Below are 14,805 nucleotides of genomic sequence, written 5' to 3' on the forward strand. Positions count from 1 at the left end.
ATTTTATAGGATATGTAAACGATGCCCGTAATAATGGTCACCAGTATTGTCGTTATATAATTTTCCATTTTTATTTTTCTTCGTTATGAATTACGGCTACCGGTTTTCCGGTAACTTTTTCTTGTAAATATTGGAATACGATGAATAAAACAGGGATGATAAACAAGCCCAGAATTACTCCCGAAATCATTCCTCCGGCGGCACCAATACTAATAGAGTGGTTACCCTGAGCCGATGGACCTTTGGCACTCATCATCGGAATCAATCCAACAACGAAAGCCAGTGACGTCATGATAATCGGACGTAAACGCAGTTTGGCAGCATCGATGGAAGCTTTGACCAGTGCCTGACCTGATTTTCTTTTTTGTACCGCGAACTCGACGATCAGAATCGCATTCTTGGCGAGCAGTCCGATAAGCATTACCAGTGCAACCTGTACATAAATGTTATTTTCGATTCCTGTTAAACCAATCGCTACGAATACTCCAAATATACCTGCAGGTATTGAAAAGATTACGGCCAGTGGCAAAATGTAACTTTCATATTGTGCAGCAAGTAAGAAATAGATGAATATCAGACACAATAAGAAAATTGTTGCCGATTGCCCTCCGGAAGAAATCTCCTCACGGGTTTGTCCTGAAAACTCATAACTGTAACCTGCAGGTAATTGCTGTGCTGCAACTTCTTCAATCGCTTTGATGGCATCTCCGGAACTAAATCCCGGTTTTGGAATCGCATTAATCGAAATAGAGTTGAATAAGTTGTATCTCGAAGCGGTTTCTGAACCATAAATACGGGTTAGTTTTACCAAAGTATTGATCGGAACCATTTCTCCGTTTTTGTTTTTGACAAACACACGGTCAATAGCGGACGGATCTGCTCTGTCGGCAATATCGGCCTGAACCACCACTCGGTAATATTTACCAAATCGGTTAAAGTCGGAGGCCTGTGCACTACCAAAATAAGCCTGCATCGTCTGCAGTATATCTTTGACTTTTACGCCTAACTGATCGGCTTTCTCATCGTTGATGTCCAGTTGCAATTGTGGATAATCGGCTTTGAAACTCGTAAAGGCTACGGCAATTTCCGGACGTTTCATTAATTCTCCAATGAACGTTTGTGAGATGCCGCTAAACTTATCCAGTTTACCACCGGTTTTGTCCTGTAATACTAAATCTAAAGCTTCAACATTACTAAAACCCGGTACAGTTGGGAAACTGAATACGAAGAAACTTCCTCCTGAAATCGCGCCTAATTTGCCACGAACCTGATTCATGATTTCGTCGATATTTTTGATATCCCCACGCTCTTCATTTGGTTTAAGCAATACGAAAACAACTGCTGAAGAGGGACTGGTAGAATTCGTCAATAAGTTGAAACCGGATATTGCAGTTACAAATCTTGAAGCATCCAGACCTCTTAACGTATTTTCTGCCTGCGTCATTACTTTTTGAGTTCCATCCAATGATGTTCCTGAAGGCGTATTCACCGCAATAGCAATAAATCCCTGATCTTCTGTTGGAATAAATCCTGCAGGAGTTGTTTTAACCATTACAACCGTAGCGAAAGTAATTAAAGCCAAACCACCTAAACTCACCCATTTGTTACGGATTAAGAATTTTAATCCACCCAGATAACGGTTGGTTAAAGCATTGAAACTATTGTTAAATCCAGCAAAGAATTTTTCTTTAAACCCTTGTTTAACGTATGGAGTTTCTCCGTCATGTGCAGCATGATTATCTTTTAAGAATAAAGCGGCTAGGGCAGGGCTTAAAGTAAGGGCATTTACAGCTGAAATTACAATTGCAATTGCCATTGTGAAAGCAAACTGGCGGTAGAAAACCCCGGTTGAACCTTCCATAAAACCTACCGGCAGGAATACAGCAGCCATTACCAGCGTAATCGAGATAATAGCACCCGTAATTTCGTGCATTGCTTCATGAGTTGCTGCTTTTGGAGACAGATGTTTATGCTCCATTTTGGCATGCACGGCCTCGACGACCACAATCGCATCATCGACCACAATACCAATCGCTAAGATTAAAGCGAAAAGTGTAAGAAGATTAATCGAGAATCCGAATAACTGCATGAAAAAGAACGTTCCTAAAATTGCTACGGGAACAGCAATCGCCGGGATTAATGTCGATCTAAAATCCTGAAGGAAAATAAATACCACAATAAATACCAATATAAAAGCTTCAATCAAAGTATGTTCAACCTGCTCAATAGACTGGTCTAAAGAAACTTTTGTACTATAGAAAATATTGTGTTTTATTCCCGCAGGGAAATCTTTTGAGGCTTTAACCATCAATTTGTTGATCGCAACCTGAATATCATTGGAGTTCGAACCCGCTAACTGGATAATACCAATTACAACTCCTTTTTTACCATTAAGACGTGTTAAACTGTTATAAGAATAAGCACCAAGTTCTACTCTGGCCACATCTTTCAATCGAAGTACAGAACCATCTGCATTAGAACGAATGGCGATGTTTTGATAATCTTCGGGTTTGGTTAGTTTTCCTTTGTATTTAATAACGTATTCAAAAACTTCTTTACTTCTTTCTCCAAATTTACCCGGAGCAGCCTCTAAACTTTTGTCCTGAATAGCGGCCATCACTTCATTTGGCGTAACATTATGAGTAGACATTTGTGTTGGATTCAGCCAGACACGCATAGAGTAATCTTTTGTACCACCAAAAATCGCAGCCGAACCTACACCCGGAATACGTTTGATTTCAGGGATAATATTGATTTGTGCATAGTTGGCAACAAAAGTCTGGTCGTATTTGGCTTCATCTTCGGTATACATACCGATTGCCATAATAAAACTGTTTTGTTGTTTGGCTGTGATTACACCTTGCTGTACCACCTCTGAAGGCAGCTGACTTGTAGCCTGTGCCACCCTGTTCTGAACGTTTACAGCAGCCTGATCGGCATCTGTACCCAATTTAAAGAAAACTGTAATCGCTAAAGTACCGTCATTACTGGCTGTTGAACTCATGTAAGTCATGTTCTCAACACCATTTATAGATTCTTCCAGAGAAGGGGCAACAGAACGTAAAACCGTTTCTGCGTTAGCTCCCGGATAAACTGCCGTTACCAAAACCGATGGCGGCGCAATATCAGGAAACTGTTGTAAAGGTAATTTTGTAAGTCCAAGTACTCCGAGGATCACCAACAAGATGGAGATAACGGTTGCCAGTACGGGTCTTTGTATAAATATTTTGAACATTTTCGTAAAAATTATTTTTTGTTAGTTATTTGTGCAACCTTGGCAGTAGCAGCTTTCTCAGGCTGAATCAACTGACCTTCCTGAAGTTTGTCGATACCGCTTAATACAATTTGGTCACCCGATTTTACACCATCCTTAATAAGATAATTGGTACCGCTTTTACCGATTACAGTAATTGGCATTTTGGTTACTTTATTGTCAGTTCCTACAGTAAAGACAAAAACTTTATCCTGCATTTCAATCGTAGCCGATTGCGGAACCAAAATAGCGTCATCATGCTGAAGACCTAAACGTATTTTACCGGTGTTACCTGAACGTAAAGTTCCGTTTGCATTTGGGAAAGTGGCTCTTAACGTAATAGCTCCGGTAGTTTTATCAAACTGACCGTCAACCATATCAATTTTTCCGGTTTGCGGATAGGCATTATTATCGGCTAATATTAAAGAAACCGGAGGTAATTTTTTGATTTTGTCTCCAATGCTGTTTCCGGCATATTGCGATTTAAAGTTGATGAAATCAGTTTCACTTAAAGAGAAGTAAGCAAAAACTTCATGTACATCGGAAAGTGTTGTTAAAGCTTCAACATCTGTTGCAGAAACGAGGCTTCCTTGTTTTTTTGGTAATCTTCCGATATAACCGCTTACAGGAGCAGTAACATTGGTATAGCCTAAATTGATTCTTGCTGATGCTACCATTGCTTTTGCCTGCTCGATATTGGCAGCGGCAATTTTCTGGGAAGCTTTAGCCGTTTTCAGCTGATAGTCAGATACTACTTTGTTTTGTACGAGCGGAGTTAATTTGTCTACTTCTAATTGCGCGTTGATCAAAGCCGCTTCAGAAGCGTGAAGACTCGCCAAAGCATTGTTTAACTGCTCACGGAAAGGACGTTCGTTTATTTTGAAAAGCGACTGGCCTTTAGAAACATACGCTCCTTCGTCTACCAGAACGCGATCTAAATTTCCACTTACCTGTGGACGGATCTCTACATCTACAGTTCCTTGTATAGAAGCTGGATATTCAGCATCAGTCGTCGTGTTAGCACTTGTGATTACCGAAACAGGTAAAAGCGGTGCCGGTGCTGCAGCTGGTGCCTGAGATTTATCAGCACAACTTATCAGCACAAGTGCCAGAATAAAGCTGGTTATAATTACATTTTTCATTTTAATATTGGTTTTAATTTGTTGGACATTCTCGTTTTTTAAATATTTATTTTGGGTATTATCTGAATTCATCTTATGGTTATTAAATTTTCTAACGTTGTTAAGTAAATAAGTGTAAAAGTTTATAATCATGGTTGCCAAATCTATTTCATAATTGGTATTAAATTATTTATCACTGTTAAGTAGCACAGAAAAAAAAGCCTCTATATTACTCTATTAAATTTTCTAACGTCGTTAAGTAAAGTAGTAAAAAAAGAGTTGCTAAATTACCTATTAAATCATTTATCACTGTTAAGTAAAAATGAAATTTTTTTTATTGTATTGATTTTATGATACCACTAATGGCATCTTTTAAGATTTGAGCATTGATGGTGGCCATGATATCACTTTTGTTAATGATATTAATGGCGATTAAGCCGTGAATAACAGAAAAGAAAGTAAAATACTTTTGTTTGATTATTTCTTCAGTCGGATTGCTGTCTTTCATTATTTCAGAAATAACCGAAGTAAATAATTTATAAGGTCTTTCCTGAGCTGAACATTGTTGCGAACAACAGTTCATTTGAACGCCAAACATAACCTGATACATTTCAGTATCTGTAAAGGCGAAATCCCAATAGGCCATCCACATGGCTTCTAATTGTTCTTCCGGTTTTTCAAATCTGTCCTGGGCTTCCTGCAGTTCTTTTGCTAACTTAATAAAACCTTTTCCTGTTAGTTCATTTAAAATAGCTTCTTTATTCGAAAAGTATTCATAGATAATAGGAGCGGTATATTCAATCTTGTCAGCAATCTTTCTCATACTCAGACCTTGCCATCCTTCTTCTTTGACGATAGCGTAAGCAGCCTCAAGAATATTAGTTCTTGTCTCTTCTTTTTGTCTTAAAATACGATCTTTACTTGCCATTTGGATTAAGTATTAAATTGTTTAACACCGTTAGGCAAATGTATGGTGGTTTTTCTGATTATCATATAATTTCATTATAATATTTTCTTATTGTAGTATAGATTGATGTAAAAAGTTAGCGGAAGCCTTTATTTATAAAGGATTTTGTGAAGAATTATTTTTTTAAGAAAAAGCTAATTTTTGTAATTTGAGACCATTAATTACCTTCTACAATCATTTTACGGTGGCGGATAATAATAATTTCATCTGTAAAAAGATGCAACTTCTATCGGAACTATTCAAGTTACTTATTTTTCATAAATATTTTCTTACTTTTATTAGTTCTTATATTATCTTTATTCTTTTAAAATTAAAAAGCATTGCAAATAAAAAATTAAAGATAGTAATTTTACTATCTTTGTAAAGCCATTGTAAAATGAAGTCAAGAGAATTTATTAGGGAAGCTGTGCGAAATGGATGGGTATTCTTAAGACAAGGTAAAGGAAGTCATGAAATTTATAAAAAGCAGGGAAAGCAGGTTGCAATTCCCAATCATGGAGCAAAAGAGATAGGAAAGGGGGCTAGAACAAAAACTGAGGAAAGAAATGGGACTTTAATTTTTTGTAAATAATGAAAAAGTATGAAAACAATTAGAATTATAATCGAAAGAAACGAAGATGGTTTTTGGGGATATGCAGAAAATGAAAAAGCAATTGTTGGCGGAGGAGATACGGTGCAGGAATGTAAACAAGATATATTGGATTGTATTGAAACTTTAAAAGATTTAAATACAGCTAGTAAACCAGCTTTTCTGGAAAAAGAGTATGGGCTGGTTTATAAATTTGATACAGCTAGTTTATTAAGCTATTATAAAGGAATATTTAGCAATTCGGCACTTGAAAGAATTACTGGAATAAATCAAAAGCAAATACAACATTATGCATCTGGTCATCGTAATCCAAGAGCAGAACAACGTTTGAAAATAGAAAATGCTTTACACAATCTGGGTAGAGAACTTTTGGCGGTAGAGTTATAAAGGATTAAAAAATCTGGTGATAAGATTAAGAAGGGTATGAGAGATAATTGTAGTTCAATAGTTATCTATTTAACATAGTTAGGTGACACACATGCTTCCCAATAACTTACAATTGTTTTGATGGTTTCTTTAATATCGTTATACGCTGTAGGTTTAACAAAAAAGCCCTGAATTGATTTCGAATAAGCATCGATAACATGTTTTTGTTCGGCACTGGTAGAAAAGAATAAATACGGAATAGATTTCAGTCTTAAATCTTCATTTTCATGAATTTTTGCACGTAATTCCATACCACTTAACTTGGGCATATTGATATCAGAGAAGATAATGAAAGGCTCAATTTCTGTAGAGGTTAGGTACTCTAAAGCTTTTTCGCCCTCAGTAAAAAAGATGATCTCATTTTTATAATTAAGCTCTTCAAATATATCAGTTAAAATTTCCTGATCATCTAAATCGTCTTCAATAATAATAATGGGGCCGCCCTTGTTCATTTTGAGTTTTTGGTAAAGATAGTTTATTTTAATCCGGTAAGCAATCTTTTATAATTATGGAGACACTTCATTTTTAATTTAAAAAGGAGATCCGGAAGCATTTTTAGAATTCTCCGGAACTAAAAAGGCTTTAGCCAAATACGCCTATTCGGCTAAAGCCAGGATTCTTACAAATACAAAATCCCTCCACCTAAAGCAGGAGGCAATTAAAGTGAATTATGGTAAACCAAAGTTTTCAGCCCAAAAACTTAAATTTTCTTATATAACTTAAATGGTAGAAAAAACTTAAAACAGACCTCAAACTTCACTGTTTTTTAAATAGCTTCAAGCTAAAGCAGCAGGCTATTGATTCGGTTATAAAATGGAGTTTCAATTCCGTATTGAGCAGCTTTTTCAATCACATAATCTACCAAAAATGGTTTCTCGGTTTGATTTTGGTTTTCGAAATCCAATTGCAGAGATGATTTGGATTCGAATGGAAACTTGGCCAGTAACTCTTTTGAAGTTTTAATGTCTTCGTTTGTCAAATTAATATTGTTTTTACTGGCAAGGGACTGAATTTCAATCATTATATTTTCAAGAATCTCCATTAGATTTGAGTCTTCCAGAAGTTGCCCGAAAGTGACTTTATAGGCAGAAGTGATTGCGGCAACAGGTGCTACGAACAAATATTTTTTCCATAAAATTTCGTTGATGTTAGCCACATGTGTAATGTCTAATCCACCTGCTGCCAATAAATTAAGTACCGATTGGTCTTCGTTTCCTCCAATAAAAATTTTCCCGGGACCCCCAACATGCTGAATATGTCCGGGCTTCTTAACATTTGAAGCAACATAAATACAACCTTCCATGATTTTTCCGGCCCTGGGTAAAGTCTCACGGATTATTTCTCTGGCATTCACTACATTTTGCAAGGTGATTATGACTGTTTCGTCATTGATACAATCTTTATAAGTGGCTAATATACTGCTTATAGAATAGGACTTACAAGTAAGAATCAGCACATCCAGAATTCCAATTTCGGTTGGATTATCCGATACTAAATCCGGAAATATAGTTTCTTTAGTACCTTTAGATTCAAATAGTAAACCTTCGTTTTGAATCGCTTTTTTAGTATCCCCTCTACAAATGAATATAATTTTGGTCGTACTGTCTTTGTACTTTTTTGCTAACGGAGCGCCAACAAATCCGCCGATTCCACCAATTCCGATAATTCCTATTTTTATTGTATCTGAGTTCATTTTGTAGTATTTTGAGTTTTTAATTATTATGCAAAGTAAATAGGTTCACGATCATTAATTGATGTAAAAATATAGGTTATATTTGTAAAAATTAAGGATTATGAAAGACACGTTTTTTATATACAAAGATTTCGAAATTTATTCGGTAGAAGAACTTACCTGGAAAAAGGAAGTTCACAGGCATAACTTTTTCGAATTATTGTATATTGAATACGGAACGGGAAATCATATTTTAAATTCGATTCCGCATCAGTATAAAAAGCAGGATATTTATTTGCTTACCCCAAAAGATTATCACTCTTTTAAGACACTGGAGCCTACCAAATTTCACTGTTTGCGTTTTCTGCCCGGTTTTTTTTCGAATAAAAAAGAAATCGAAGACATAGAAAAGTTGTTTTACTATCACAATCAAACCAATGGGAATTTGGTTTTCCTTGATGACGATAAAGCCTTTTGCGAATTGCTTATTGTAAAAATACTGGATGAAATAGCAAAGCAAAAAGAACAAAACGAAATTATAATCAAGACTTTAATGATGTCCCTGATTCAAATCATTCGAAGAAATGCCAGTATCAGTGAAAGGAACTTAAACCTGCAAACAACTCAGGTATTGAAGATAGATACTATTTTGAGTTACATTCGCTCTAATATTGCCAATCCGCATTTGTTAAGGAAAAAAGAAATCGCCAATCATTTTAATGTTTCGGTCAATTATATTGGGGAGTATTTTAAAATCCATTTAAATATTACTTTAAGAGACTATATCGAGCAGACAAAACTTAAAGTTGTCACAGAGAAATTAAGCAAAAGCAATCTGACTTTCTCAGAAATCAGCAACGAGCTGGGTTTTATCGACAGCAGTCATTTTAATAAATTCATAATGCGAAGCACCGGAATTTCTCCCTCTGAGTTTAAAAAAGCATTAAGTAGTACTGCGTAAAATATTACTGGCTTTCTTAAAATAATGGTGTTGCCATTCTATGTATTCAAGCAGAAGGCTCACACGGCAGCTCAAAGTTGTTGCAAAATACAAAATGAATAAATTTGTAACCATTTGTGTTTCAAAATTTCTGTTTCAAAAAAAAGAAACATAAATTTTGAAACAATTTTTGTGACAAGTTCGAAATAAAAATAATTTTGTCACGATTTCTATTATAGGATTAAAATTGAAATTGATTTTAGGTTCACTTTTTTATAGCTTCTTTTTTTGTAACATTACAATAGAAAAAACATAAGAAAAATCTTTTAAAATATGAAAGTTTTTTCTTATGTTTACAGCTCTTAAATCTTCACATTAAGAACGTATTAAAATTGCCTGGAAACAGGTTTTATATTCACTAAAAATGGAAGATATGACTACAAACACTTTTTCAAAAGAAACCGAAACAAGATTAATTGATTTTTTCAACCACACCATAGCCCCGGAGGATATGGCGAAGGTAATCCGACAGGTAAATTATACACTGGCCTTAGGTGTGATGCGGGAAAAGGAAACTCCCCAAAACGGAATAGAAAACAACTTTTACTGGCTGAACGAATTAGCCGAAATTTTAAATCCTTATCTTGAGGTGGAATAAGTTTGGTATTATTATTATTATTTAAAATGAGAAACCTCGATCTTGGAAAAGGTCGAGGTTTTTTTGTTATACTATTATTTTGTGTTCAGGTGTGTGACGTAAGTGCCAAAAGAGCAGACTTCATAAAATACAAATGTTCAATTTATTAGAATTGTTAATTTACAACCAATTTTAAATCATTAATTTTTCCGTTGGAAAGTGTTACCTTGATGAAATAAATTCCAGTTTGTAGTCTACTTACATCATATTTAAGTTCTCTTTTTTCCTCTTTATTCAATTGTTCATCAATCTTTTTTCCTGTTGAATCGCATAACTGAAATTTAACGATTTCAAAATCATTAACTGATTTAATAATTACGTACTGATTTGCTGGATTGGGATAAACGGTTACCTGTTTTATAGTACTGTTTTGAGAATTGTTATAGTCAGAAATTCCCAATGAAGAAGTATTTATTTTTGTGATGTAAAGTTCGCTTCCACTAATATCATTTCGTGCGGCGAAATATAAATTATTATTACTTGCGGCTAATTCTTCTATATTATCAACTCCGTCAAAATTTTTACCGTTTACAACATTTATATTAATATCTAAAGGTTTAGTCAAATTATTATTGACCAACCAAATTTTGTGGGGAAACGTTTCAGCTAAATACAATAGATTATCATTGTAACAAGTAAGATTTCTGATAGATGAAGATTCATTTGCCTCCTGTTCTGCAATTTTTTCTGTTATTGAACCATTCGTTCTCCATAATTCTTTATCGGTTCTGGAAAGCTCGTCCTGAACTGAAAAATATACATAATTTCCGCATGTTAAAATATTTTTGATTGTAAAATCTGGAATTGTAGGATGAGTTGTTTCGTCAAATAATAACACTGTACCTTCAACTGTCCCATCTGTCTTATAAAATACAGTTCTGAGGCTATTCGGACTCTTGGCAACAAAATATAACTCGTTATTAAGAGTAGTGGTAATATGAATATCACTATCATAACTATCTGCGAAAGTTTTCAAAAGCTTTGTGCCTGCTGTAGTTCCATCTGAGACCCATAAATCACGTGGTCCATAACCTGTTCCTGATGTTTCTGCAACAATAATCAATTTATTATTTACTGTTTTTAGGACTCTTATATCATTTAAATTTATTATTTTAACGGTTCCCGATGCAGTACCGTTTGTAGTCCATAATGCCGATCCGGAATTATCATCAGCAATAAAATAAATTATATTGTTAAGTACAGTAAAGTATCTGGGGTAACTACCATCATTGTAAATTCCAGAATTAGGCTTTATGTCTTTTATCATATAAGTTCCTGATTCAGTTCCATCACTTCTCCATAATTCAAAACCATTCACACCATCATCAGCATAAAAATATAGAATATTATTTATTACAGTAAAAAGTTGTGTTTGGTTATAATTCAGCATGCTGCTGTTGTTGCCGGGATTTATATCTTTCACCATAACAGTACCGACTTCTGTTCCATCACTTTTCCATAATTCATAACCATTTGTACTATTAGCTCCGCTAAAAAATAAATTGCCATTTATTACTATATCAGAAAGATTATCGATTATAATATCTTTCATTAATTGTGTACCTTCAATCGAACCATCACTTTTAAACAATTGTGTACCATACGGTGTTGATCCTGCTCTAAAAAATACATTGCCATTTGCATTTGCAAACTTAGAAGGATTACTTCCGTTCGAATAATTTACATCTGCAAACAGAGATGTTCCGGAAACTGTTCCATCTGTGCTCCATAGTTCCATTCCATTTCTTTCATTTTCGCCGCTTAAAAAGGTACGATTTTTAATAGTAAGGAAGCTTTCTATTACTCCTGAACCATTATAGGCTTTAATATTTGATATTTGTAATGTGCCGTCTAATGTACCATCACTAGCCCAAAGTTTTCTCTCAGAAGAATTATCGTTGGTCGTAAAAAATAGAAGCTTGTTATTTATTTTATCAACATGAAATTTTTCTATCCATACAGACGAATTCCCATTATTAATATCTTTTAATAAAATTGTACCAGCTGCTGTTCCGTCGGTTTTCCATATTTCACCTCCATGGATATTATCGTCGGCAAGAAAATAAACTTCATTATTAAATTCTATGAATTTACTATTGTAAGTCATTATACTGTTACTACTTGTATTGTTAATATCTCGAATCATTGAAGTTCCCGACTCTGTTCCATCGCTTTTCCATACTTCGGCGCCATTAATTCCGTTATTACCTTCAAAAATTATTATATTATTGAGTACAGCGCCTTTTAATACCAATTGGCTGAAATTATTGCCTGCTCTTATGTCTTTTACGATTTGCGTTCCGGACTCTGTTCCATCACTCTTCCATAATTCGTAACCTTTTATTCCATCATTTGCGAAAAAATAGAAGTTATTATTCATAATCAGGAATTGATTTCCAACATATAAAGCTGTAGAATTTGCATTGATATTTTTAAGCATTGCAGTTCCGGATTGTGTTCCGTCACTTTTCCATAATTCAACTCCATTTGTACCATCATTTGCGATAAAATATAAATTATTATTAAATACAAATAATCCATCTGGATTACTATCGCCAGTAGGATTTATATTTTTGAGCATGTAAGTTCCGGACTCAGTTCCGTCGCTTGTCCATAATTCACTTCCATTAATACCATCGGTTGCAGTAAAATATAATTTACCATTAAAAGCCAATAAATTTGATGGACCATTAAAATCATTATTGTTGGTTCTTATATCCTTAATCATTAATGTCCCGACTTCTGTTCCATCACTTTTCCATAGTTCAGTACCTAAAACCCCATTACTTGCGGTAAAGTATAGGACATTATTAAGCCAAATTAAAGAATTTGGAGCAGAAGAATTTCCCCCAGGGTTAATATCTTTAACCATTGATGTACCTTTTACTGTACCATCTGAATGCCATAATTCTCTGCCGTATTTATCAAAATCTCCATCTGTTGCTGTAAAATAAAATCCAGACTCAGAAGCAGTAAGATTTTGGGGGGCACCATCTTCATGAAAATTAATCTCGAGTAATTTTGCATCTATTGTTTGGGCAGTCGAGAAATTAAAAATAGCGATTATAAAAAGAAGAGTAAAGTTATATTTCATGTGTTTTTTTGCTTACTAAGTAATTTTTTTTTTGTGGTCAAATGTATTTGTTTTTTTTTAGAAATAATTTAAAATTGGTATTTGATTGTTGACAAGGAAGGTCGATAGAATTAAAAAAAGAATTAAAGTTTGCTCTCGTCCCAAAGTTTCGGGATCGCGATTGCGTCTTTGTGAGAGATTTTCTGTTGCTTGTTACAATACGTACAAGGTTTTAAAACCCTTGCAAGAAAGCCTGAAAAAATAAAACTTAAATTTTCTTTTATCACTTATATGGTAGAAAAAACTTTACTAGTAACTCCGCAACGAGAATTAAATTTTTGTCGAGCCACTTGCGAAGATTTCTCCTTCGTCGAAATGACAAACATTGAGAATAAAAACTTTGCGCCTTTGCGTGATTTTTCTAAAATTGCTCCACATGTTTATTTATTTTCTGTTTTCATAAGCCTTCTCCCGAAGCTTCGGGACGCTCAGGGTGACAATTGGTGTTGGAGGAATAAGCTTAAAACTTTGCGACTTTGTGTCTTTGCGTGATTTATTGAAGGCTTATATAAAAACGGCCCGGAAACTTGGTGAATCTCCGCGCAATTTTGCGAATCTTTGTGGAAGCTCTAAAATTACTTCGCTTATCTTCGCGAAACCGTCCATAAAAAAAGGGCGATACTTCATGATGTATCGCCCTTTAAGGTAAATTATAATCTGCATTTTAAAATTAGCTTTAAAATGTAGCTATCAGAATCAATTATTTTACAATAATTTCTTTGTTTAAATATTGATTTCCTACCTGAAAAACAAAAAAGTAAACTCCTTTTGACCAGTTAGATACTTCTACCTGAGAAGGATTTGCTATAGTTTTTACTAAAGCACCTGTAGCAGAATAAATTTTCACTGCATCAATAGGATCCGGAGAACTAATAGAAACCGTATGACTTGCAGGGTTTGGATAAACTTTGATTGTATTATTTAAAACAACATCATTCAGACCCAAATTATATTGACAATTGATGCTAAAAGTTACTGTTTGATCATAAATCCATGTAGTAGTTCTAACACTATTAAGGTCATCAACTTGTATACAGCTTAAATCCGGGTTTAAACTGGCTTTCATTAAATTGAAGAAAAGTGTTTTTCCGTTATTTAAGTTCAAAGATCTAAGTTTATTAGCTCTGCAATCTATAGAGGTTAGTTTCACATTTAAACTAATGTCTATATCCACAATTTTATTATTCTCGCAGCCAAGGTCGTAAAGCAATAGATTTTTAGACAAGTCTAATGCAGTAAGCAGGTTTGATCCTGTTCTTAGTCTTTCCAGTTTAGTATTGTTAGAAAGGTTTAATGATGGAATCTTATTAGTACCACACTCCAACGTTTCTAAATTTACAAGCGCTGACGTATTCAACGCAGTTAAATCATTTCCAACAACATACAATCCATCTAACTTAGTATTACTACTTAAATCTACTGTTATTAAATCGTTATAATTAGCATTTAACCCGGTAAGGTTTATAAAAGCTTCAATTCCGGATAAATTTTTAATGGATTGCCAGCTACAATCCATGTATCCTGTGAAAGCTTCTGCTTCGGTTTTGCTTATTTCAGCATCACCATCTGTGTTAATCTCCGTTTTTCCAACTAAAAAGGCTTTGAATTTTACATCCGGAATTGTAATGTTTTGCGATTGTACTGCTGAAATTGCCAGTAAAAGAAATGTAGAAAGAGTAATTTTCATTTTCATAGAAATGTTTTTAGGATTAAATTTTGTACCGCAATTTAGAAATTTTAACATTATAAAAAAATGTTAATTATACAATTTATACAAAGTTTACTTACAATAGAATGTCTATTAAAAAATTAAATTTCAAATCGATATTCGATTTTTTTTTACTTCCTGAAAAGAGAATATTTTTTATAGGAAAAGCATTAAAAAAGAGGAGTGCTATAGCAGGAAATAGCTGCTTAAAAACCTCAAAGGTTTCTTTAATTAAAAGTTTTGAAAAAAAATAACTACATCGTCTGTCATTCCTCGTTCCTCGGAATTGACAAAAAAAG

Annotated in this window: 11 protein-coding genes; 4 read left to right on the forward strand and 7 right to left on the reverse strand. The window is 34.2% G+C overall.

The annotated features are described in order from the left end of the window. Positions 1-70: 70 nt before the first annotated feature. The 3 genes from HAV12_RS09095 to HAV12_RS09105 all read right to left on the reverse strand — a co-directional run bounded on the left by HAV12_RS09095 (position 71) and on the right by HAV12_RS09105 (position 5,302). Positions 71-3,235, reverse strand: coding sequence for an efflux RND transporter permease subunit (locus HAV12_RS09095; protein WP_171569364.1), 3,165 nt, complete (start codon positions 3,233-3,235; stop codon positions 71-73). Positions 3,236-3,246: 11 nt separating this feature from the next. Beyond that, positions 3,247-4,395 (reverse strand): efflux RND transporter periplasmic adaptor subunit, encoded by a 1,149-nt coding sequence (locus tag HAV12_RS09100; protein ID WP_370528492.1) that lies wholly within the window; start codon positions 4,393-4,395, stop codon positions 3,247-3,249. Positions 4,396-4,708: 313 nt separating this feature from the next. After that, positions 4,709-5,302: a TetR/AcrR family transcriptional regulator gene (locus HAV12_RS09105; RefSeq protein ID WP_171569366.1), complete on the reverse strand. Its 594-nt coding sequence runs from the start codon at positions 5,300-5,302 to the stop codon at positions 4,709-4,711. Positions 5,303-5,717: 415 nt separating this feature from the next. Here HAV12_RS09105 and HAV12_RS09110 point away from each other — a divergent pair, with 415 nt between their 5' ends. Together HAV12_RS09110 and HAV12_RS09115 are read left to right on the forward strand one after the other, a co-directional pair. Continuing rightward, positions 5,718-5,912 carry a type II toxin-antitoxin system HicA family toxin gene (locus tag HAV12_RS09110; protein ID WP_132036982.1) on the forward strand — a complete coding sequence of 65 codons (195 nt, stop codon included), beginning with the start codon at positions 5,718-5,720 and terminating at the stop codon, positions 5,910-5,912. Between the two features lie 9 nt (positions 5,913-5,921). After that, positions 5,922-6,317, forward strand: coding sequence for a type II toxin-antitoxin system HicB family antitoxin (locus HAV12_RS09115; protein WP_132036983.1), 396 nt, complete (start codon positions 5,922-5,924; stop codon positions 6,315-6,317). Positions 6,318-6,382: 65 nt separating this feature from the next. Here the strand turns inward: HAV12_RS09115 and HAV12_RS09120 are convergent, their stop codons facing one another. Together HAV12_RS09120 and HAV12_RS09125 are read right to left on the reverse strand one after the other, a co-directional pair. After that, a complete protein-coding gene (locus HAV12_RS09120; RefSeq protein WP_132036984.1) occupies positions 6,383-6,808 on the reverse strand; it encodes a response regulator in 426 nt (141 codons plus the stop codon). Between the two features lie 329 nt (positions 6,809-7,137). Then, the gene (locus tag HAV12_RS09125; protein ID WP_171569367.1) at positions 7,138-8,049 is read right to left on the reverse strand and encodes a ketopantoate reductase family protein; all 912 of its coding nucleotides are present in this window, start codon (positions 8,047-8,049) and stop codon (positions 7,138-7,140) included. A gap of 100 nt (positions 8,050-8,149) precedes the next feature. Here HAV12_RS09125 and HAV12_RS09130 point away from each other — a divergent pair, with 100 nt between their 5' ends. Further along, entirely contained in the window at positions 8,150-8,989 is an 840-nt protein-coding gene (locus tag HAV12_RS09130; RefSeq protein WP_171569368.1) for an AraC family transcriptional regulator, read from the forward strand. Positions 8,990-9,401: 412 nt separating this feature from the next. Beyond that, positions 9,402-9,626, forward strand: coding sequence for a hypothetical protein (locus tag HAV12_RS09135; RefSeq protein ID WP_171569369.1), 225 nt, complete (start codon positions 9,402-9,404; stop codon positions 9,624-9,626). A 154-nt stretch (positions 9,627-9,780) separates the two neighbouring features. Here the strand turns inward: HAV12_RS09135 and HAV12_RS09140 are convergent, their stop codons facing one another. Continuing rightward, positions 9,781-12,759 (reverse strand): ELWxxDGT repeat protein, encoded by a 2,979-nt coding sequence (locus HAV12_RS09140; RefSeq protein WP_171569370.1) that lies wholly within the window; start codon positions 12,757-12,759, stop codon positions 9,781-9,783. 739 nt (positions 12,760-13,498) lie between these two features. After that, positions 13,499-14,491, reverse strand: a complete 993-nt coding sequence (locus tag HAV12_RS09145; protein WP_171569371.1) for a T9SS type A sorting domain-containing protein — start codon at positions 14,489-14,491, stop codon at positions 13,499-13,501. Positions 14,492-14,805: the final 314 nt, after the last annotated feature.

It is taken from the genome of Flavobacterium sp. CLA17, from assembly GCF_013112255.2.
Lineage (GTDB): Bacteria > Bacteroidota > Bacteroidia > Flavobacteriales > Flavobacteriaceae > Flavobacterium > Flavobacterium circumlabens.

What these genes read in the sequence shown, in the direction of transcription:
- HAV12_RS09095 (WP_171569364.1), bottom strand. Translation starts at nt 3,235, where the DNA reads ATGTTCAAAATATTTATACAAAGACCCGTACTGGCAACCGTTATCTCC.
- HAV12_RS09100 (WP_370528492.1), bottom strand. Translation starts at nt 4,395, where the DNA reads ATGAAAAATGTAATTATAACCAGCTTTATTCTGGCACTTGTGCTGATA.
- HAV12_RS09105 (WP_171569366.1), bottom strand. Translation starts at nt 5,302, where the DNA reads ATGGCAAGTAAAGATCGTATTTTAAGACAAAAAGAAGAGACAAGAACT.
- HAV12_RS09110 (WP_132036982.1), top strand. Translation starts at nt 5,718, where the DNA reads ATGAAGTCAAGAGAATTTATTAGGGAAGCTGTGCGAAATGGATGGGTA.
- HAV12_RS09115 (WP_132036983.1), top strand. Translation starts at nt 5,922, where the DNA reads ATGAAAACAATTAGAATTATAATCGAAAGAAACGAAGATGGTTTTTGG.
- HAV12_RS09120 (WP_132036984.1), bottom strand. Translation starts at nt 6,808, where the DNA reads ATGAACAAGGGCGGCCCCATTATTATTATTGAAGACGATTTAGATGAT.
- HAV12_RS09125 (WP_171569367.1), bottom strand. Translation starts at nt 8,049, where the DNA reads ATGAACTCAGATACAATAAAAATAGGAATTATCGGAATTGGTGGAATC.
- HAV12_RS09130 (WP_171569368.1), top strand. Translation starts at nt 8,150, where the DNA reads ATGAAAGACACGTTTTTTATATACAAAGATTTCGAAATTTATTCGGTA.
- HAV12_RS09135 (WP_171569369.1), top strand. Translation starts at nt 9,402, where the DNA reads ATGACTACAAACACTTTTTCAAAAGAAACCGAAACAAGATTAATTGAT.
- HAV12_RS09140 (WP_171569370.1), bottom strand. Translation starts at nt 12,759, where the DNA reads ATGAAATATAACTTTACTCTTCTTTTTATAATCGCTATTTTTAATTTC.
- HAV12_RS09145 (WP_171569371.1), bottom strand. Translation starts at nt 14,491, where the DNA reads ATGAAAATGAAAATTACTCTTTCTACATTTCTTTTACTGGCAATTTCA.